The sequence below is a fragment of the Phaeovulum sp. genome (genome assembly GCF_030684035.1).
Lineage (GTDB): Bacteria > Pseudomonadota > Alphaproteobacteria > Rhodobacterales > Rhodobacteraceae > UBA6213.
Map to the genome: position 1 here is coordinate 1 of NZ_JAUXPI010000004.1, position 18,848 is coordinate 18,848.

General features: G+C 66.4%; 16 protein-coding genes and 1 pseudogene. 2 read left to right on the forward strand and 15 right to left on the reverse strand.

Translation table 11 applies throughout. From position 1 onward, the window contains the following. Positions 1-313 (forward strand): annotated as a pseudogene (locus tag Q8J98_RS01485) (S-(hydroxymethyl)glutathione dehydrogenase); the annotation flags it as partial. 352 nt (positions 314-665) lie between these two features. Here Q8J98_RS01485 and Q8J98_RS01490 read toward each other — a convergent pair. The 9 genes from Q8J98_RS01490 to Q8J98_RS01530 form a co-directional block, all read right to left on the reverse strand. Continuing rightward, positions 666-1,109: a hypothetical protein gene (locus Q8J98_RS01490; protein ID WP_305292819.1), complete on the reverse strand. Its 444-nt coding sequence runs from the start codon at positions 1,107-1,109 to the stop codon at positions 666-668. Between the two features lie 185 nt (positions 1,110-1,294). Next, a complete protein-coding gene (locus Q8J98_RS01495; protein WP_305292821.1) occupies positions 1,295-2,392 on the reverse strand; it encodes a flagellar basal body P-ring protein FlgI in 1,098 nt (365 codons plus the stop codon). Continuing rightward, on the reverse strand, positions 2,389-3,402 hold the full coding sequence (locus Q8J98_RS01500) for a flagellin (RefSeq protein ID WP_305292823.1): 1,014 nt from the start codon (positions 3,400-3,402) through the stop codon (positions 2,389-2,391). The genes Q8J98_RS01495 and Q8J98_RS01500 overlap by 4 nt, the downstream gene beginning before the upstream one ends. A gap of 1 nt (position 3,403) precedes the next feature. After that, positions 3,404-4,858: a flagellar hook-associated protein FlgK gene (gene flgK, locus Q8J98_RS01505; RefSeq protein ID WP_305292825.1), complete on the reverse strand. Its 1,455-nt coding sequence runs from the start codon at positions 4,856-4,858 to the stop codon at positions 3,404-3,406. A 36-nt stretch (positions 4,859-4,894) separates the two neighbouring features. Continuing rightward, positions 4,895-6,202: a flagellar hook protein FlgE gene (locus Q8J98_RS01510; protein ID WP_305292827.1), complete on the reverse strand. Its 1,308-nt coding sequence runs from the start codon at positions 6,200-6,202 to the stop codon at positions 4,895-4,897. 91 nt (positions 6,203-6,293) lie between these two features. Continuing rightward, the gene (locus Q8J98_RS01515; RefSeq protein ID WP_305292829.1) at positions 6,294-7,142 is read right to left on the reverse strand and encodes a flagellar motor protein MotB; all 849 of its coding nucleotides are present in this window, start codon (positions 7,140-7,142) and stop codon (positions 6,294-6,296) included. 82 nt (positions 7,143-7,224) lie between these two features. Then, on the reverse strand, positions 7,225-7,779 hold the full coding sequence (locus Q8J98_RS01520; protein ID WP_305292831.1) for a flavin reductase family protein: 555 nt from the start codon (positions 7,777-7,779) through the stop codon (positions 7,225-7,227). Positions 7,780-7,847: 68 nt separating this feature from the next. Then, on the reverse strand, positions 7,848-8,159 hold the full coding sequence (locus Q8J98_RS01525) for a GNAT family N-acetyltransferase (protein WP_305292833.1): 312 nt from the start codon (positions 8,157-8,159) through the stop codon (positions 7,848-7,850). Positions 8,160-8,282: 123 nt separating this feature from the next. Next, entirely contained in the window at positions 8,283-10,571 is a 2,289-nt protein-coding gene (locus tag Q8J98_RS01530) for a M10 family metallopeptidase C-terminal domain-containing protein (protein ID WP_305292834.1), read from the reverse strand. A gap of 187 nt (positions 10,572-10,758) precedes the next feature. Here Q8J98_RS01530 and Q8J98_RS01535 point away from each other — a divergent pair, with 187 nt between their 5' ends. Then, complete coding sequence (locus Q8J98_RS01535; protein ID WP_305292835.1) at positions 10,759-11,379, forward strand: TetR/AcrR family transcriptional regulator; 621 nt, start codon at positions 10,759-10,761, stop codon at positions 11,377-11,379. An 84-nt stretch (positions 11,380-11,463) separates the two neighbouring features. Here the strand turns inward: Q8J98_RS01535 and Q8J98_RS01540 are convergent, their stop codons facing one another. The 6 genes from Q8J98_RS01540 to Q8J98_RS01565 form a co-directional block, all read right to left on the reverse strand. After that, positions 11,464-12,213 carry an NYN domain-containing protein gene (locus Q8J98_RS01540; protein ID WP_305184528.1) on the reverse strand — a complete coding sequence of 250 codons (750 nt, stop codon included), beginning with the start codon at positions 12,211-12,213 and terminating at the stop codon, positions 11,464-11,466. A 325-nt stretch (positions 12,214-12,538) separates the two neighbouring features. After that, positions 12,539-13,174 carry an ATP-binding cassette domain-containing protein gene (locus Q8J98_RS01545; RefSeq protein ID WP_305292837.1) on the reverse strand — a complete coding sequence of 212 codons (636 nt, stop codon included), beginning with the start codon at positions 13,172-13,174 and terminating at the stop codon, positions 12,539-12,541. Further along, positions 13,171-14,880: an ABC transporter permease gene (locus Q8J98_RS01550; protein WP_305292839.1), complete on the reverse strand. Its 1,710-nt coding sequence runs from the start codon at positions 14,878-14,880 to the stop codon at positions 13,171-13,173. The genes Q8J98_RS01545 and Q8J98_RS01550 overlap by 4 nt, the downstream gene beginning before the upstream one ends. Further along, positions 14,877-16,061 carry an ABC transporter substrate-binding protein gene (locus tag Q8J98_RS01555; RefSeq protein WP_305292841.1) on the reverse strand — a complete coding sequence of 395 codons (1,185 nt, stop codon included), beginning with the start codon at positions 16,059-16,061 and terminating at the stop codon, positions 14,877-14,879. Before Q8J98_RS01555 ends, Q8J98_RS01550 begins: the two co-directional genes overlap by 4 nt. A 19-nt stretch (positions 16,062-16,080) precedes the next feature. Further along, on the reverse strand, positions 16,081-16,683 hold the full coding sequence (locus Q8J98_RS01560; RefSeq protein ID WP_305292843.1) for a CDP-alcohol phosphatidyltransferase family protein: 603 nt from the start codon (positions 16,681-16,683) through the stop codon (positions 16,081-16,083). Continuing rightward, entirely contained in the window at positions 16,680-18,827 is a 2,148-nt protein-coding gene (locus Q8J98_RS01565) for an FAD-dependent oxidoreductase (RefSeq protein ID WP_305292845.1), read from the reverse strand. Before Q8J98_RS01565 ends, Q8J98_RS01560 begins: the two co-directional genes overlap by 4 nt. Positions 18,828-18,848: the final 21 nt, after the last annotated feature.

Below are 18,848 nucleotides of genomic sequence, written 5' to 3' on the forward strand. Positions count from 1 at the left end.
TGTGACCGTGATGCGGCAAGCGCTGGAATGCACGCATCGGGGCTGGGGGGTTTCGGTGGTGATCGGGGTGGCCCCGGCGGGGGCGGAGATTCAGACGCGGCCATTCCAGCTTGTGACCGGGCGGGTCTGGAAAGGCACCGCCTTAGGCGGCGCGAGGGGGCGCACCGACGTGCCGAAGATCGTTGACTGGTACATGCAGGGCAAGATCGAGATCGACCCGATGATCACCCATATTCTGAGCCTTGACGAGATCAACCGGGGGTTTGAATTGATGCGGTCGGGCGAAAGCATCCGCAGCGTGGTGGTGTATTGAGGGCGCGATAACACGCGTGTTATTGGTGGTAAAGTATTGAAATAAAAGGGTAATGGTGGCGGCGTTAAGAAGTTGTTAGCATCTTCGAGAGCAACGGCAGAAGACCCAATACATGATTTCTTTTCGTAGCTGCCTGGGAATCTTGTGCGATTCTTGACTTGTTAACTCGCAGCGAATAGCAAGTGCACAAGTGCCGCACCAAGTGTGGACCCTGGGGCGGCACTTGCTCTTACCCCTTATGGAAGGGGGCAGGGAGGGGTTGCCCCGTCAGGGGCTTACCGATCTTGGTCGGATGGTTTGCCAAACCATGCCCGTTCCTTTCCTGTCTGCGCGCGCGTGCGCTCGTCGAGAATCAAGATGGTGTTGCATCACCATCGCCGTCTGACCCGCCCTTGGGCGGGTCATTCTCGTTTAGGGGTAGTCCCTCATAAACTTCATTTGGCATGATCCAACCGCGATCATCGCGTGCAATCTTGCCGCTCGACTTGAGTCTTGACACCCGTGTGCGCACCGAGTTGACAGTCGTGTCAATCGAGAGGTGTCGCGCAATATACGCGTGAATCTTCGCAGGAGTGTGCATTCCGCTGCGAACCGCCTCAATAATGGCAACATCGATTGGGGAAATTGGCGCAATCGCATCTATCGAGTCGGGCACCTTGCTACGACCAAATCGGTCTTCAAGTGCCGAAATGGCGATGTCAAGGTCCGCGATCTTGGCGTCAAGAGCAGAGCACAATTTCTCGCGCTCAATTACGAGTTTCGTTCGCGCGTCCTTCAGAATGTCAACCGGTCCCATTTGCGCTTTCCTGAATCAGTGCCGCTTCTCAAGGGACGTAAACCTTCTGTGCGTTAGATTCAACAGACAATTTCCACGTTGACGTTTAGGTTTAGAACTAACGGGGAACTTTACGGCGGCGCGCCACCGCAGGCAACTACCCCGATTGCCGGTTACCGCAATCCCGGCCGCGTCGGTTCGGCTTGCTACTGGACCAGAAACACGGCGTGCAGCGCCCCGGCGGAGTTGATCGATTTCAGGATGTCGATCATGTCGCGCGGCGAAACGCCAAGCGCGTTGAGGCCCGCGACCACCTCGGAAAGCGTCGTGCCAGCCGAAATTTCGGCCATGCCGATGCCCGGTTCTTCGGTGATCGTCGCCTCGGTGCGCGGTACCACCACGGTTTCGCCCCGCGCGAAGGGGTTGGGTTGCACCACCAGCGGCGCTTCCTGAATGCGCAGCGTCAGGTTGCCCTGACTGACCGCGACGCGGCTGATGCGCACGTCTTCGCCCATCACGATCGTGCCGGAGCGCTGATCGACGACCACGCGGGCGCGCTGTTCGGGTTCCACCGTCAATGTCTCGATCCGGCCGAGCACATGCGCGGGCGAGGCCATGCGGGCGGCTGCGATGTTGACATTCACCGTGCCCGAGTCGAGCATCCGCGCCACGGGGCGGCCGAAATCGGTGTTGATGGCGGCTTCGATACGGGCGGCGGTGGTGAAATCTGGGCTGCGCAGCGCCAGACGCACATCGGCCAGCGAGGCCAGCTCAAAAGCGATCTCGCGCTCGATCCGGGCACCGGAGGGGATCACCCCGGCAGTCGGCACGCCCTGCACCACCGAGGCCCCCTCGCCCGAGGCCGAGGCACCGCCAGCAATGATGGTGCCCTGCGCCACCGCGTAGATATCGCCATCGGCGGCGTTGAGCGGGGTCATGATCAGGGTGCCGCCGAGCAGGCTTTTCGCATCGCCAATCGCCGAAACGGTCACGTCGATCTGGCTGCCGGTGCGCCCGAAGGGTGGCAGCGTGGCGGTGACCAGCACGGCGGCAACGTTTTTCGGGCGGAGTTGTTCGCCCGAAACGTTGACCCCGAGCCGTTCGAGTATATTGGTCATGATCTCTTCGGTGAAGGGGGAGTTGCGCAAGCCGTCGCCGGTGCCGTTCAGCCCGACCACAAGGCCGTAGCCGACCAGATCATTGCCCCGCACGCCATCAAACTCCACCAGGTCCTTGATCCGGATCGGCGCGGCGGTGGCGGCAAGCGGAATCAGGCAGAAGAGCAGCACGAGAAGGCGTTTCATCGCAGGTAATCCGTCAGTTTGAGGTTCGAGAGCCGCGCGGTCAGGGTGTAAAGCGTTTCAAGCTGCGCCTGCACCGCCTGCAGTGCGGTGGCGGTATCGTAGGGATCGGCGGCGGTCATGCCGGCGCGGGCCATTTCAAGCGCTGCGCCCTCGGCAGTGTTGCGGGTTGCGGCGTCGGCGACCCCGGCTTCGGCGCTGCCGATGCGGGCGGCAAGCGCGGTAACGCTGCCGGAGGCGGTCATCACCCTTTCGCCGGCCGCGCGGGTCAGCGCGGCGCGGCCCGTGGCATCGCCCGCAAGCGCACCTTCCGCGACCAGCGCCGCGAGCGCCAGCCCCTTGAGCATGTTGCGGGCCTCGGGGGCGGCGGCGGTGGTGCCAAGCTCCACGCTTTCGCCGCTGGCGACGGCGAAGGGGCGAAGCGGAGCGCCGCCGCCATAGGCGGTATCGAGAAAGCCGCCGCCGCCCGTTGGCGCATCAAACCAGGCGTCGAGTGCCGCGATGATGCCGCTGGCGGTGGTCTCGGCCGCAACTGCGGTGCCGATCGCGCCAAGCAGGGTTTCGGCGGGCGCAAGCGGTCGGGTATCGGTGGCGTCGCCGGCAAAGGCGTAGCGCCCGGCGGTATTGGTGTTGAGCGCGGCAATCACCGCGCCAAGCTTTTGCCGCGCATCGGCGGTGGTGGCGCTGACCATGGTCGGGCTGGAGCTGGTTGCGGCGGAAAGCAGCGTTGGCCCGGCGTCGGCCAGCATCGTGCCGATCGCTGCCAGCGCCACCTGCTGGGTCGCGGCAAGCTGGCCTGCCTCGGCGGTGGCGGTGGCATAGGCGGCAAGCGTGGTCAGCGACCGCTCGACCCCGGCGAGCGCGGTAAAATCGCCACGCACCGCGGTGCCGGTATCGTGCTTTTGGCCGCTGGTCAGCTCGGCGGTCAGCGTGGTGGCGAGCGACTTCAGGCCCGCATTGTGCTGGCGAAGCTGAAAGAGTTGCGCCATGTCGCCGATGGAAAGAAAGCTCATCTCAGATCGCCAGCAGTTGCTTGATCAATTCATCCACCGTTCCCATTACCCGCGCGTTGGCGGCAAAGGCCTGTTCGATCTGCAGCAGCATCTGCATTTCGTGGTCGGTATCGACGCCATCGGCCAGTTGCAGTTGGCGCAGCGCATCTTGCCGGGCGCTGGCGAAGGCCTGCCCCGCCTCGGCGGACTGGCGCGCCGAGGAGGCCTGCGAAAGGATGTCGGCGGCAAGCCCCGAGGCGGAGCGCTGCGCACCGATGAAATTGCCCGAGGCGGGCACCTGGCCGCGGCTCAGCGCATCGACAAGCGCGGTCAGCACACCGGAGTTGCCGACCGCGCCCTGGGCGGTGGCACCAAGCCCGTCGCGCAGCCGCCAGAGCGCGCCACCCCGGGCGGGGTCGGCGCGCGCGTTCACGACGATGCGCCCGGCCAGGCCAAGCTCTTCGGCGGGGTCGAGCGGGTTGCCGCGGTCGGTGAAAAGCCCCGGCTCGCCCGGGGCCAGCGTGGGGTCCACCGCCGGGCTTTCGAACCGCGAGATCAGATCGCGGGCGAATGCGTCAAGCTGGGTCTGGGCGGAGGGCACCAGCACATCGCGGAGCGCGAAAGTGGCACCCAGGCTGCCGCCGCCAAGTAGCCCGTCATCGCCAGGCGGCACCGCCATGCCGTTGATGCTGAGCCCCGAAAGCGCGCCAGAGCCGAGCGTCATGTCGGGGGTGACAATACCGGCCGGGGTAAAGCCGATCACCGCCGCATTGCCTTCCAGCAGGATCGCGCCGCCGGTGGTATAGAGCGAAATCTGCTCGTTCTCGCGCGCCACCTCGCGCACCGGCACAATCTCGGCGACGGTATCGACAGCGCGCTGGCGCTGATCCATCAGCGCGGTGGCATCGCGCCTCGCAGCGCGCTGCGCGAGGATTTCGGCGTTGAGCCGGTCGATCTGCGCCAGCGAGGCATTCAGGCTTTGCACCTGCTGGCCAATCGAGCGGTCGGCATCGGTGCGGGTCTGGAGCAGCGACGCGGAGAGCGAATTGAGCTGGCCCGAAAGCCGCTCGGCGGCGACCAGAACCGATGCCAGCCGCGCCTCGCTGTCGGGGCGGCTCGCCGCCTCGATCAGCGCCGCTTCAAAGCCCGCGACATTGGCCGAAAGCGAGCCGGGTTCACCGGGGTTGCCCAGCAGCGACTCGAAACCGGCAAGAAAATCGCGGCGCACCGAGGCGTTTTCGGCTTCGGCGGCGGCAAGCCTGCGGTCGGCCAGCACCACCCGATCGACCACGCGAGAAACACCATCGACCCAGACCCCGGCTCCGGTGCCGCCAAGGCTGCGCGACGAAAGCGAAAGCTCGCGCCGCGCATAGCCTTCGGTCAGCGCATTGGCGGTGTTCGATGCCACCACCTCGGCGGCCCGCGACACCGCGGTAAGGCCGGAAAGCGCGTTGCTTAGTGCGCCCGAAATGCTCATCTCTCAGCCTCCGTTCTAAAGGCCGCCAAAGCGGGATCAGCGCTTGATGTTGGTCGTCTCCTGCAACATCTCGTCGACCGTCTGGATCACCTTGGCGTTTGACGAATAGGCGCGCTGGGTCTGGATCAGGTTGGTAAGTTCCGCCGCGACATCGGTGGTGGAACCTTCGCGCGCGTAGCCCACCACCGAGCCGGTCGGCCCGTCGCCCGCGTCCCACAGAAAGAACGAACCAGAGACCGGCGAAACCTGAAAGGTCTGGTTGTTGCGGGTGGTCAGGCCGTTCGGGTTTGGCACATCGACAAGCGGGATCTGGTAGATGGTGCGGATGAAGCCGGTGTCATAGGTGGCGCGGATAAAGCCGCCCTCGTCCACCTCGACCGCCGTGAGGTTGCCGACCGGCGAGCCATCCTTGGTGATCGAGGTCGGCGCGAAACTGTCGGAAAGCTGGGTCAGGCCATTCGGATCGCCAAGCTTGCCAATGGTCATCTCCAAAGGACCGCCCGCCACGGTAAGCGACAGCGCGCCGGTGCTGCCATCATAGCCGCCGCCCGAAATCTGGGTGACCGAGGCCAGCGTGCCGCCATTGCCGCGCGTTGCATCAAACACCAGCGTGTATTCGCCGATGATCGCCCCGGCCTGCGCCGAATCGCGGATGACCATGGTCCATTCGTTTGACGCGCCGGTTGCCGGAATGGTCGGTGCAAAGGAGATGTCGAGCGTTTCCGAAGTGCCAAGGTTGCCGAAATATTCGACCGAAAGCGGCAGCGGCGTGCCTGCGGCGCTCGATTCGGTATCGACGGCGGGCAGGTTGACGCCCAGATTCATTCGCGTGGTCGGGTCGCCAGCGGTCTGGTTGGCGTTGATCACCACGGGCACCAGCCCGCTCATCGTGTCGCGCGGCATCACCGGAATGGTGCCATCGGCATTGGCCGGCCAGCCGAGCAGCACCAGGCCGGACTGGGTTTTCAGCACGCCGTTGGCATCGGTCTTGAAGGAGCCGGTGGTGGTCATCATCAGCGGCTGGGCACCCATTTGCGCCCCGAGCGAGACCGAAGGCATGACCGGCAGCATGCCGCGCCCTGAAACCGCAAGGTCGAGCGCGTTCGAGGTGGCAACCAGTGCGCCACGCTCTTCCACCAGCCGCATGGTCTGCGCCCGCACACCACCGGCGGAATAGACACCGGAGCCGCGCGACTGGTTGATGACCATGCTCTCGAACTCGGCCGCGGCGCGTTTGTAGCCGTAGGTGCCGGAGTTGGCGATATTGTCGGAAATGGTCGCAAGGCGGGTGGCATTGGCCGCGAGACCGGCCACCCCCGCGTTGAGCGATGACGAGATGGACATGAACTTGCGCCTTTCTGCTGCAGCACCCCTCGATGAGCGGCAGAATGCGCAGGCGCGCCTTAAAATCGCCCTAACGGATTTTCGGCCCTGTTCACCGCCCGGCGCGCAGCAAGATCACCTCGATGCGGTTGTTGCGCACCGCAGCGACATTGCGCACCGCCGGTTTGCGGTCGGCAAACCCGGCAACGCGCTGCACCCGCGCGCGATCAAGGCCTGCGACTTCGAGCAGGCCACGAAACGCCTGCGCGCGCTCGGTGGAAAGCTGCCATTCCGGGTTGACTCGCAGCATTTCCGGGTAAGAGCGCACATGCCCGCTGATCGCCACCTCGTTGCCGACCAGCGCGAAAACCCGCGCCAGCATGGCGGCGATGGCAAGCGTGATCGGTTCCGCCGTGGCGCTGTTTTCGGCAAAAAGCGGCGCATCGTCGAGATCGAAGAATTCGACAATCAGCCCCTCGTCGGTGACGCGGGTGACGATATGGCGCGCCAGTTCGGGCGCTTGCATCGATTCGCCGCTGCTGGCGGTCAGCGCGGCATCGATGCGCTGCTGCATGTCGGCAAGCGCTGCGGTTTCGGCGGCGGCTTCCGGCCCGCCCTGCACCTGACCCTGCGCCTGCCGTTCGGTGCTCGGGCGCTGGGCGCTGGCACCGGTGCCCACCTGCGCAATCTGTTCCTCGGAAAACACCGAGGTGCCGCCGAATGGGCCTTCGCCACCACCCGAAATCCGGCTGATCGCGATCGTCGGATTGAAGTAGTCCGCAATTCCCTTGCGTTGCTTTTCGGTCGTTGCGTTCAGCAGCCACATCAGCATGAAGAAGGCCATCATTGCCGTGACGAAGTCGGCATAGGCAACTTTCCACGCCCCGCCGTGGTGCCCGCCGCCTGCGATGATCTTCCTGCGCTTGATAATGACTGGCGCCGCGTTGCTGCGCGCTGCCATCCCATCACCCGTTCATTCACCCGAGACCAGCCCTAGCAGAGCGGCGTTAAGACCGGCTTAAATGATAAAATGGCGCAGATTATCAGGCGGTTCCATCGCGCGGGCCAAGCGCGGAAAGGCGGCCGTAGCGGCCTTGCGCGAAAATCAGCGGGGCAGCCGCGCGGCCGGGCGCAAAGCGGGTGACGCGGCCGATGATGATGGTGTGGTCGCCGCCCTCGTGGCGGGTTTCGGTGACGCATTCGAACCGCGCCAGCGTATCGGGCAAAAGCGGCACACCGATTTCGCTGAGCGTGAAGCCGATTCCGGAAAAATCGGCACCGTTGCGGCTGAAGCGGGCGGCAAGTTCGGCCTGGTCTGCGGCCAGCACATGGATCGCAAAGGCCCCAGCAACCGAGAAATGCGCGTGGCGAAGCGAGGCGCGGGCCGCCGACCAGAGCACCAGCGGCGGGTCGAGCGAAACCGAGGCAAAGCTGTTGACCGTGATGCCAAGCGGCGCGCCGCCGCCCGCCTCGCGCGCGGTCACCAGCGCAACGCCGGTAGCGTAGCGGCCAAGCGCATCGCGGTAGGGGCGCGGGTTGGCCGGGTCGGGCACGGTGCCCGCGGCCTGCGGGTCACTGTTGGCGGTTGGTATCAGCATCGGGCAATCCAGTCTTCTGACCCCGCAAGACTAGTGCGCCGGGCGCTGCTGGCAAGGGTGCGCGGCTGCTATGCGGTGGCGGCGGGTCCGCCGAACACATCCGACCATTCCGGGTGGCGCTGATATTGCGCCCGCACAAAGGGGCAAAGCGGCACCACCCGCAAACCGCGGTCGCGCGCATCGATGACCAGATGCTCGACCAGCAGCATGCCGAAGCCGCGGCCCCGAAAAATGTCGGGCACATCGGTATGGTCCGCGGCAACGATATGATCGCCAAGCTGCGCCCAGGTCAATTCCGCCTCGGTCAGCTCGCCGTTCAGGCGGATCAGGTAGCGGCCACGGGTGGCCGACTGCTCTCGCAGGATTTCAACGCTGGTCATGGCTCCTCCCCAGGAGGGTCGCCGCAGGTGCCAGATCTGGCAGAAGCGCGGCACCGGAGGCGGCCTGCGCCAAGGATCATCCAAACCCGGCCCCATTGCAACCGCGCAGAATCGGTGCCACGTTCAGAACAGGAAATCGGCAGCGGCAAGCGCCGGGCCGGTTTCAAGATGGATCACCAGATCTGCCAGCGCGTCGCCGTTTGCATCGACCGAAACCACGCCGCCCCCGGCAACAAGTTCGTAGCGCACCTGCCCGGCGATACCGGCAAAGGCCGAAGCGCCGATGAAGCTGCCCTGCCCGAACGCGCGAAGGTCGATGCGGTCTTCGCCAGGGGTAAAATCGGTGATCAGATCGGGGGCCGCCTCGGCCGTGCCGCTATCGCCCGGCGCGAACACGAAGCTGTCTGCGCCGAGCCCCCCGGTCAAGATGTCGAACCCGGCACCGCCGATGAGCGTGTCATTGCCCGCACCGCCAAAAAGCTGGTCGGACCCGGCCCCGCCCTGGATCAGATCGGCACCCGCGCCGCCCTCAAGCCAGTCGTTGCCCGCGTCGCCCTGCAACGTGTCATCGCCATCGCCGCCAAAAAGCCGATCAGCATCATCGCCGCCCTGCAACAGGTCATTGCCGCCGCCGCCGCGCAACAAATCGTTGCCCTCGCCGCCGATCAGCGTGTCATTGCCCGCACCTCCATCGAGCAGGTCGGCACCGGTGCCGCCGATGATGCTGTCATTGCCCGCGCCACCGAGCAGCAGATCATCGCCTTCGCCGCCTTCGAGCGTGTCATTGCCCGCCCCGCCGTCAACCCGGTCCGCGCCACCCCAGGCCTGCATCAGATCGTCGGCGTCGGTTCCGGTCAGCACATCGGCACCGCCGGTGCCGATGATCGCGGGATCGGCGGCGGCAATGTAGCCGGGCGGATAGCGGGTAATCTCGATGCTGCCGATCCCGGTGAATTGCGACGGCATCAGCGTGGTGCCATTAGCGGTCAGCACGGTGATCACGGCCCCGCCATATTCAAGCACCGCGCCGCCGGTGATCGGGGTGATCGTGACCTGCGCCATGGTGCGCAGGAACGGCAGGCCGGTCAGGTCTAGAATGTCGGTGCCTGACTGGTAATCCTTGATCGTCACGTTGCGCGAGCCGTCGGAGATGACAAAGCGGTCACGCCCGCCGCGGCCCCAAAGCTCGATATCGCCCGCGCCGGTGACCAGAATATCATCGCCGGTGCCGGCGTTCATCGAGGTGGTCAACGGACCCGCCACCAGCAGATCGTTGCCACTGGTGCCGTTCTGCGCCCCCACGCCGCCAACCAGCGTAACCCCGAGCGGGCCGGTATCAAGATCGAACTGGCTGATGCCTGCCGCGTCCTCGCCAGAGGCGAAAACCTCGATCCGCCCGGCCACCAACACCGCCGCAAGCGCGGTAATGTCGGCCAGTGTGGTCGCGGCCGTGTCGGCGATGCTGGAAAGGTGCAAAAGCCTCCCGTCAGGCAGCAGCGTGAACACGCTGATCCCGTCGTCCGCGCCCCCGGCCAGCACGAAGACCCGTTCGCCCACCACCACCACCTCGACCGCGCTCACCCCATCGAATCGGCTGAACAGGGTGTCGGTGATATGGTCCACGGCGATCATCGCGCCATCGGATTGCAGACGGAACACGCTGAGCGAGCCGCTTTCGGCGGCACCGAGAATGGCGAAGGTGCTGCCATAGGCGGCAACCGTGGCCAGCACCGTCGGCTGCGAAAAGCCGATGCCCGCCGAGGCGGCAATCGTGCCCACCTTTTGCAGCAGGCCGGTGTTGCCGATCAGGTAACTGGTGATGGTGTTCGCCGTGGTCGAAACGGCCAGCAGCAGGTTCTGCCCCGCCACCTCGGCCAGTGCCATCATCTCGATCGGGGCACCAAGCGGCGGGGTGCCTGGCGAGACCTGGGCAATGGTTCCGGCGGCGCTGAGCGTATAGACCACCGGCTCGCTTCGCCCGGCCCGCGCGCCGAAAATATAGACCGCGCCGCCAAGGCCAAGGCTGGTCGCGGTGGTCAGATCGGCTGCCAGGCCGCCGCTGCCGCCAAGGTTGGCCGATGTTCCCAGGGTGCCGGTGCTGCCAACGAGCCATGCGGTGGTGGCGGCGTTGCGCAGCCCGAGCGGCATGAGGTAGCTGGCAGCACCGCTTGCCACCATCAACATGTCGGGCGCATCGAGGGTGGTCAGGCTTGCGGCATAGCTCTTGTGCTGCAACAGGCTGGCGCTGCCCGAGGTCGCCGAAAGATCGAACACCGAAACTCCGCCGCCGACCCGCGTCGCTGCATAAAGCCGCGGCTGGCCGTCGACCCAGACCACGTCCAGATCGGTGATATTGGTCACGAAACTCGCATTCGTGCCGACCAGCGTCGCGACATGGCGCAACTCCGCCATCGACCTTCCCCTTGCCCCATGCACCCCCGTGCAGCCGCAAGCCTCGCCTGGCCGCGTTAACACCGGCTTGTGCAATTGCGGCGCGGATGCGGCGAAAGCCTAGAATGCGAACGATCACGAAGCCGACAGCGCCGCTTGCGCATTGTGAACCGGGGCGTTTACATGCTGTCGGGGGCCAGGGGCAAGCGTGGAAGCGGCAGACATCAAGCGCGGGCGCAAATGGGATCAGGTGCTGCAAGGGGCGCGTGGCGTGTTCTTGCGCGACGGCTTCGAGGGTGCCAGCGTCGATCTGATCGCCCGCGAGGCGGGGGTTTCGAAGGCTACGCTTTACAGCTATTTCGCCGACAAGCGGCGGCTGTTCATGGAAGTCGCCAATGTCGAATGCCGCCGCCAGGCCGAGGCGGCGCTGCAACTGATCGACCCCGCCGCCGCACCGGCGGTGGTGCTGCGCGCCGCGGCCGAACATATTGTCAGCTTCATGCGCTCCGATTTCGGCCAGCGCATCTTTCGCATCTGCGTCGCCGAGGCGGATCGTTTCCCCGCTCTCGGGGCAGCATTCTACCGCTCTGGCCCGATGCTTGCGCGCGAAAAGCTGGGGGCCTATCTGCGCCTCGCCACCGCCCGCGGCGAGCTTGCCATCACCGATTTCGACCTTGCCGCCGACCAGTTCGCCGAATTGTGCCGCGCCGGCATCCATGCGCGGCTGATCTTTGGCATCATTCCGGCACCCACCCCGGCAGAAATCGATCGCACCATCGAAGGCGCGGTCGAAACCTTTCTCGCCCGGTATGGTGCCGACACGGCCTAGTTGCGCGTCGCACCCGCTCCCGGCAAACTGCTTTGGTCCAAATATCCTCGGGGGGTTCGGGGGGCGGAAGGCCCCCCGCCTTTTTCAGGCCACGTCGCGCGCCAGAAGCTGCCCGCCCGGCCCCGGCTTCACCTCGAAGCGGCTGATCTTGCGCACCAGATCGCTCAGCTTGGCGCTGCCATAGGTGCGGGTATCGAAATCGGGGTTGGCCTGGGTGATGTACTGGCCGACCTGCCCCAGCGAATACCATTCGCCCTCGGGGTCGATCGCGCGCATCGCCTGGATGATCAGCGGAATCGCCTTGGCCGGGGCTTCCTTGCCGGGGCGCGGGGCGGCGGGCGGCTCGGCGGCGGTGCCGGGCTTCGCCGCCGGCCGAGCCGGGGCCTCTTCGGCACCGCCAAGGTTTTCGACATAGATGAAACGCTTGCAGGCCATGCGGAAGGCCTCGGGGGTCTTCTTCTCGCCGATGCCGTAAACATCAAGCCCCTGCTCACGCACCCGCGCCGCGAGGCGGGTGAAATCGCTGTCGGAGGAGACCAGCACGAAGCCGTCGAAAAGGCCGGAGTGCAGGAAATCCATGGCGGAAATCACCAGCCCGATGTCGGAGGCGTTCTTGCCCTTGGTGTTGGAAAACTGCTGATCGGCCACCAGCCCCAGCGCCGCCACCTTCTTTGCCCAGGCCCCCAGGCGCAGCGCCGACCAGTCGCCATAGATGCGCCGCACCGAAGCCTCGCCCAGCCCGGCGATCTCCTCGAAAATCGCCTCGGCGTAGGATGCGGGCACATTGTCGGCGTCGATCAGCACACACAGGCGCGGCGCGCGGGGTTGGGGCATCGGCTTTTCCTTCCTGGCATTTGCCCCGGTTGTGCCCGAAACGCGGCGGTGGGGAAAGCGGAATTGGCAAGGGCCTGTCCGGCGCAGACAGAAGCGCCAGACAGGTTTCGGCTACCTTGTTTGCGCCCCGCTTGCGACAGACCGGGCACCACTTTCGTCGGGCAGGCTCTGACAGGCTGCTAAAAAGCCGATGCACCATGCGCTTTGCACCCGGATGCCGGGAAATCGCTCTTGCCGCGCTCTCAATGTCCTTGGCCATCTCCGAGGCCATGCGCTGCGCTCTCGGCAATCCGGGCTGGGGGCGAAGACCTTCTTTGGCAGCCTCCTAAAGCCCGACCACCGGCCCTGCCGCCGCCTCGGCATCGCCTGCGTCATGGGTGACCATGAGCACCGGTATCGCCCGTGCCCGGACGTGATCGAACACGAAGCGCCTGATCTCGGCGCGCAGGCTGGTGTCGAGTTTTGAGAACGGCTCATCAAGCAACAGCGCCAAAGGCTCGGCCAGCAGCGCGCGCATCAGCGCGGCGCGGGCGCGCTGGCCGCCCGAAAGCGTCGCAGGGTCGCGGTCGGCAAAGCCCGCAAGCCCGGCCTGCGCCAGCGCCTCGGCCACCGCCGCCTGCCGCACCGCGCGGCCGCGCAGCCTCTGCGCGAGGCCGAAGGCAAGGTTGTCGCCCACCGAAAGATGCGGAAACATCAGCGCATCCTGAAACAGGATGCCGATCCGGCGCGCCTCGGCAGGTAGGCGCAGCATGTCGCGGCCATTGAGCGTGATCTGACCCGAAGCCACGAAGCCATGCGCAAGATGGCCGCCGACGGCATCGAGCAGGGTCGATTTGCCGATGCCAGAAGGCCCCATCACGGTGGCAATCTCGCCTGCCTCGACGGTCAGGGTGAGTGGCGCGAACAGCGGCGCGGGCGCTTGCGCGGCGGTCACGCAGACTCGGGTCAGTTGCAGGCTCATGCGCGCGCCCTTCCGCTCAGCCCAAGACGGTTGCGGTGCAGCGCGGCGGGCAGCAGCAATGCCGTGGCATAGGCGGCAAAAGGCAACGCCGCCTGCAAAACCGCGTAGGCTCCGACCACACGGCGGTCAGAGCCAGAGGCCAAGGTTACCGCCTCGGTGGTCAGCGTGGCAATGCGCCCGGCCCCGAGGAACAGCGTCGGCAGGTATTGCGCCACCGAAACGCCGAAACCGATTGCGGCGGCGGTGAGGATCGGGGCCAACAGCACCGGCAGCTTGACCGAAACGAGGCGGCGCAGCGGCGGCGCACCCAGCGCCGCTGCGGTGTGGAGCAATCTGCGGTCGAGCGCGCGCCAGGGCGCGGCGAGCGCGATCATCACATAGGGGAACACGAACAGAAGATGCGCCCAGATCACCGTTCCATGCCCGGGGCGCAGGCCAGCGCGCAGGAACACCACGTTGAGCCCGTAGAGAAAGCCGACTTGCGGCACCAGCAGCGGCAGCACGATCAGCGCCCCGGCCCAGCGCGCCGTGCCACGCCGGGCGCGGTCCTCGCCTTCGAGCCAGGCAATTGCCAGCCCCAGCGCCAGCGTCGTGCTTGCCGCCCCGATCAGCGCGGTTTCGGCCGCTGCCTTTGCCCAGCCGCCCGAGGGGTTGGCCCAGAGCGCCAGCGACCAGCTTTCGGGCAGCCCCGCCGGGAACGGCCAGCGCCAGGCCACCGACCAGAGCGCGAGCGCCACCAGTGCGGCAAAGCCGAGCGCCATCAGCGCCAGCGTGCCGCCGCTTGCCACCATCAGCCAGGGCTCTGCCGAAACCCCGCGCCCGCCGCGCCGCAGCCACCAGCGGCCCAGCCGCGCCGCCAGCCTTTGCGCAAGCCACGCCAGGCCAATCGCCGCCGCCACCAGCACCGCTTGCAGGCTTGCCGCCGCCGAGGCGGGCAGGATGAGCCGGGTATCGGGTGCGGTGAACCAGCGCGTTACCGCCACCGCCAGCGTCGGCGGGTTCGACGGGCCAAGCAGGATCGCCACATCCACCACCGACAGCGCGAAGGCGAGCACGATCAGCACCGGCAGGCGGATCAGCGGCCACATCTGCGGCACGATCAGCTTGATCCAGACCACGCCGCGGCCATAGCCAAGCGCCCGCCCCGCCGCCATGTGCTGCGCCACCGGCAACTGGCCGAGGGCGGCGAGCATGACCAGCAGCAGGAACGGCACTTCCTTGACCAAGAGGCCAAGGATCAGCGCGCCGCCCCAGGGGTCGTGCAGGGTCGGCAGGTCTGGCGGCAGGTGCCAGCCGGTCAGCCAGGGGCTCAAGACGCGCGCGATCCAGCCCGAAGGCGCGATCAGAAAGGCCACGCCGATCGCCATTGCCGCATGCGGCGTGGCCAGCAGAGGTGCCAGCAGCCGCGCCCCCACGCCGGGTGCCATCCGGCCATGCACCAGCGCGCAGAACCCGGTCGCCAGCGCCAGCGCCAGCAGGGTCGAGGCAAAGCCGGTCCAGAGCGTCAGCACGAGGCTGGTACTGAAGCCCGGCAGCGCCAGAAGCTGCCGCCAGGGGTCGAGGCTGGGGCGCGTGGCCCCGATCGCGGGCAGCACGCCAAGGCCCGCGCGCAGAGTTTCCCAGAGCCCGGCGAGGATCGGGGCCACAACGCCGCCCAGAACCAGCACCAGCACGGTCATCCTGAGCGCGCGGCCTTCGTGCTTCATCTGGTATAGCGCTCCGCCCAGGCCTCGGTCAGCCGCACCATCCAGCTTGCATGCGGCTCCAGCAAGGTCAGACCGAGGTCGGCAAGGGTCGGCAGCGCGGGCGAGGTGGGCAGCGCCGCGAAGGCCGCCGCCTCATCCGGCCCAAGCCTGGCGGGATCGAGCACCGAAAAGCTGCCGAGCACGGTGATGTTCTGCTGATGCGCCTGGGTGGCGGGGGCAAGCAGGAAGTTCGCCACCACCATCGCGCCTTCCCGGTTCGCCGCGTTGAACGGTATGGCGACAAAGCTGATGTTGCCGATACTGCCAAGCGCGGGGGTGAACACCCGGGCGGTTTCGGGCAAGAGCCCCTGTTCGATCGCCGCCGCCGCCGACGCCGGGTCGAACGAAAGCGAGATATCGACCGCGCCATCGTTCAGCATCTGCTGCTGGATCGACTGGCTTTCCGGGTAGGTGGCACCGCCCTGCCAGAGGTTCGGCCGCAGCCCGTCATACCATTCCCAGAGCGGCGCGGTGGCGGCCTCGAAGGCGGCATCGGTAACCGGGGCTTGCAGCACCCCGGCATCGGGGGCGAGTTCGATCAGCGCCTGCTTGAGAAAAGTCGCGCCCATGAAGTTGCTGACCGCCGGATGGGTGAAACGCCCCGGATGCGCCGCCGCCCATTCGGCCAGCGCCGCCATCGAGCGCGGCGGTTCGGGCAGGCGGGCGCTATCGTAGGTGAACACGAACCGCGCCAGCCGCCAGGGCGATTCCATGCCCTCGACCGGCACGGTGAAATCGACCGAGGCGGCGGCGGCGGGCGCGAGGTCGAGGTAGCGGGAATTCGGCAGGTCGGCAACGAAGGGGCCGTGCAGCAGGCCTTGCGACTTCATCGACAGGAAGTTGGGGCCGTTGATCCAGATCAGGTCAACCGAGCCGCCCGTTGCCTGCCCGGCGGCCTTCTCCGAAATCACCCGCGTCACCGCCTCGGCGGTATCGGTCAGCTTCACCTGCTGCACCTTGACGCCATAAAGCAACGCGGTCTGCGCACCGACCCAGGTGATGAAATCATTGGTGCGCTGATCGCCGCCCCAGGCGTTCCAATAGACCGTCTGGCCACGCGCGGCGGCAAGCGTGGCCTCCCAATCGGCATGGGCGGGGGTGGCGAGGCCAAGGGCAAGTGCTGCGATGAGGGAAAGGCGCATGGGGTCTCCGTTCTTCGGTTCAGGAAAAGGTCTGCCAGCCTTGCCGCCAGCGGGTCAGCGTGGTCATGGCGCAAGCGGCGGCAAAGAGGTAGGCGAGCACGGGAAAGGCCGCGGGCCAGACACACATCAGGGCAAATACCGCAATGGTTTCAGCGCCCTCGGTCAGCCCGCCAAGGTAGTAAAGGCCCTTTGTCGGGTAGGCGGTGGCCTTGATGCAGCGCTTGGCGGCAATTGCGGCAAAGGCCAGAAACGACGATCCGGTGCCGACGAAGGCGGTTATCAGCACCGCGGCGGGCACCGCATGGGCCGGGTTTGCAAGCGCAAAACCCAAGGGAACCAGCGCGTAAAAGAGAAAATCGAAGGCGATATCCATGAAGGCCCCGCGATCTGTCGGGCCGACCAGCCGCGCCACCGCCCCATCGAGCCCGTCCGCCACGCGGTTGAGCGCGATCAGCCCCAGTGCCAGCCAGAAATGGCCATAGGCCAGCGCCGGAACCACGAGCATGCCAAGCGCGAGGCCCGCAAGCGTGATCCGGTCGGCGCTGATGCCGCGCGCCGCCAGCGCCGCGGCGACGGGCAGAAGCAGCCGCCGTTGCAGCGGCAGAATTGCCGAATCGATCATCGGCTGCCGCCCCTTTGCCAGGTGTGAAACCGTTCCAGCCAGCGCATCACGCGCGGGTTCACATGCGCCCGCTTCCATTCACCCGCCGCATATTTGTTGGCCTCGGCCAGCGTCGGGTAGGTGTGGATCGTGCCGAGAAGCTTGTTCAGCCCCAGCCCGTGTTTCATCGCCAGCACGAATTCGGACAACAGATCGCCCGCGTGTTCGCCGACAATCGTGACGCCCAATATCCGGTCGCGCCCCGGCACTGTCAGCACCTTGACGAAGCCGCGCGCGGTGCCATCGGCAATGGCGCGGTCAAGCTCGGCAATGTCAAAGCGCGTCACCTCGTGCGCAATCCCCCGCTCGCGCGCCTCCTGTTCGTTGAGGCCCACCCGTGCCACCTCGGGGTCGGTGAAGGTAGCCCAGGGGATCACCCGGTAATCGACCTTGAAGCGCCAGAAGCGGCCAAAGAGCGCGTTGACCGAGGCGAACCATGCCTGATGCGCGGCGGTGTGGGTGAACTGGTACGGGCCTGCCACATCGCCTGCGGCAAAGATGTTGGGGTAGAGCGTTTCGAGATAGTCGTTGGTGGTGATGACCCGGTTGACCGGAATGCCCAGCTCTTCCAGCCCGTAGCCGGTCAGGCGCGGGCTGCGGCCCACTGCCGCGATCATCTCGTCAAAGCCGATGCGGAAGCTGGCACCATTCGCCTCGACCTCGATCCACTTTTCGCCATCGCTCACGCCGCAGGCCAGCGCCTTGTGCCCGGTCAGCACCCGCACGCCGTCGGCTTCGAGCGCTACCTTGGCCAGCGCCGAAACCTCGTCATCCTCGCGGATGAGAATGCGCGGGGCCATTTCGATCTGCGTGACCTCGGAGCCGAGCCGCGCGAAGCTTTGCGCCAGTTCGCAGCCGATCGGCCCGCCGCCAAGCACCACCAGACGTTTCGGCGCATGATCGAGCCCGGCCAGCCTTTCCCAGAGCGTGTCGGAGGTAAGATAACCCACCGTCTCGATCCCCGGCAGCGGCGGCACGAAAGGTGCGGCCCCGGTGGCAAGGATGATCGCGCGCGTGGTCAGCCGCTGCACCGCGCCCGCCGCATCGGTGATTTCGACGGTCCAGGGGTCGATCAGCTTTGCCCGACCCTCCAGCACTTCGACGCCAAGCCCGCTGTAGCGTTCGACCGAATCGTGCGGCGCAACCTCGGCGATCACCTCATGCACCCGTGCCATGACGCGCTTGAAGGAAAACTCCGGCGCGGCGGCGGCAAGGCCGTAATGATCCGCATGGCGTATCTGCGCGGCAAGCTTGGCCGAGCGGATCAGCGCCTTGGAGGGCACACAGCCGTAATTGAGGCAATCGCCGCCCATGCGGTGGCCTTCGATCAGCGTGACCCTGGCCTTCACGGCGGCCCCGATATAGGCCGAGACCAGCCCCGCCGCGCCCGCACCGATGACGATCAGGTTGCGGTCGAACCGCGCCGGTTTTTGCCAGCGGGCATAGACTCTGCGCGATTTGAATCGGTTCAGGAACATGCGGGCAATCCATGGGAAAAGGCCAAGAAGGGTGAAGGATAGGACGAGTTCGGGCGAAAGTATGCCCGAAAGACTGTCGAGCCGCCCCAACTGGGTGCCCGCGTTCACATAGACAAGCGTGCCTGCAAGCATGCCGATCTGGCTCACCAGATAAAAGCTGCGGAGCGGGATCGTCGTCAGGCCCATGCCGAGATTGATGGCGAAAAACGGCACTGCGGGGATCAGCCGCAAGCTGAAGAGGTAAAACGCGCCGTCGCGGGCAAAGCCTTCGGCCAGCGCCTTGGCGCGGGTGCCAAGCCGCGCCGTCACCGCATCGCGCAACAGGAACCGCGCGGTCAGAAAGGCGAGTGTGGCACCGAGTGTCGAGGCGAAAGACACGATCACCGTGCCCCAGAACAGGCCGAACAGCGCCCCGATAGCCAGCGTCATCAGGCTTGCCAGTGGCAGCGAAAGCGCGGTGACGGCGACATAAACGGAGAATGCGGCAAAGGCCGCCAGCAGCGGATGTTCGGCGCGACGGGTCGCCGCTGCCTCGGCCAGCGCCTTAAGGGCTGCCAGATCGGGCACCAGATCGCGCAGCGCAAGACCCAAGGCCAGCGCCGCAACCGCGAACAGTGCGAAAACCATCGGCCTGCCAAGGCGATGCGG

Bases quoted from the DNA above. Each gene is read 5' to 3' on its own strand.
- Q8J98_RS01560 (WP_305292843.1), bottom strand. From the start codon at position 16,683: ATGATCGATTCGGCAATTCTGCCGCTGCAACGGCGGCTGCTTCTGCCC.
- Q8J98_RS01495 (WP_305292821.1), bottom strand. From the start codon at position 2,392: ATGAAACGCCTTCTCGTGCTGCTCTTCTGCCTGATTCCGCTTGCCGCC.
- Q8J98_RS01565 (WP_305292845.1), bottom strand. From the start codon at position 18,827: ATGGTTTTCGCACTGTTCGCGGTTGCGGCGCTGGCCTTGGGTCTTGCG.
- Q8J98_RS01545 (WP_305292837.1), bottom strand. From the start codon at position 13,174: ATGAGCCTGCAACTGACCCGAGTCTGCGTGACCGCCGCGCAAGCGCCC.
- Q8J98_RS01525 (WP_305292833.1), bottom strand. From the start codon at position 8,159: ATGACCAGCGTTGAAATCCTGCGAGAGCAGTCGGCCACCCGTGGCCGC.
- Q8J98_RS01550 (WP_305292839.1), bottom strand. From the start codon at position 14,880: ATGAAGCACGAAGGCCGCGCGCTCAGGATGACCGTGCTGGTGCTGGTT.
- Q8J98_RS01555 (WP_305292841.1), bottom strand. From the start codon at position 16,061: ATGCGCCTTTCCCTCATCGCAGCACTTGCCCTTGGCCTCGCCACCCCC.
- Q8J98_RS01510 (WP_305292827.1), bottom strand. From the start codon at position 6,202: ATGTCCATCTCGTCATCGCTCAACGCGGGGGTGGCCGGTCTCGCGGCC.
- Q8J98_RS01530 (WP_305292834.1), bottom strand. From the start codon at position 10,571: ATGGCGGAGTTGCGCCATGTCGCGACGCTGGTCGGCACGAATGCGAGT.
- Q8J98_RS01490 (WP_305292819.1), bottom strand. From the start codon at position 1,109: ATGGGACCGGTTGACATTCTGAAGGACGCGCGAACGAAACTCGTAATT.
- Q8J98_RS01500 (WP_305292823.1), bottom strand. From the start codon at position 3,402: ATGAGCTTTCTTTCCATCGGCGACATGGCGCAACTCTTTCAGCTTCGC.
- Q8J98_RS01520 (WP_305292831.1), bottom strand. From the start codon at position 7,779: ATGCTGATACCAACCGCCAACAGTGACCCGCAGGCCGCGGGCACCGTG.
- Q8J98_RS01540 (WP_305184528.1), bottom strand. From the start codon at position 12,213: ATGCCCCAACCCCGCGCGCCGCGCCTGTGTGTGCTGATCGACGCCGAC.
- flgK (WP_305292825.1), bottom strand. From the start codon at position 4,858: ATGAGCATTTCGGGCGCACTAAGCAACGCGCTTTCCGGCCTTACCGCG.
- Q8J98_RS01515 (WP_305292829.1), bottom strand. From the start codon at position 7,142: ATGGCAGCGCGCAGCAACGCGGCGCCAGTCATTATCAAGCGCAGGAAG.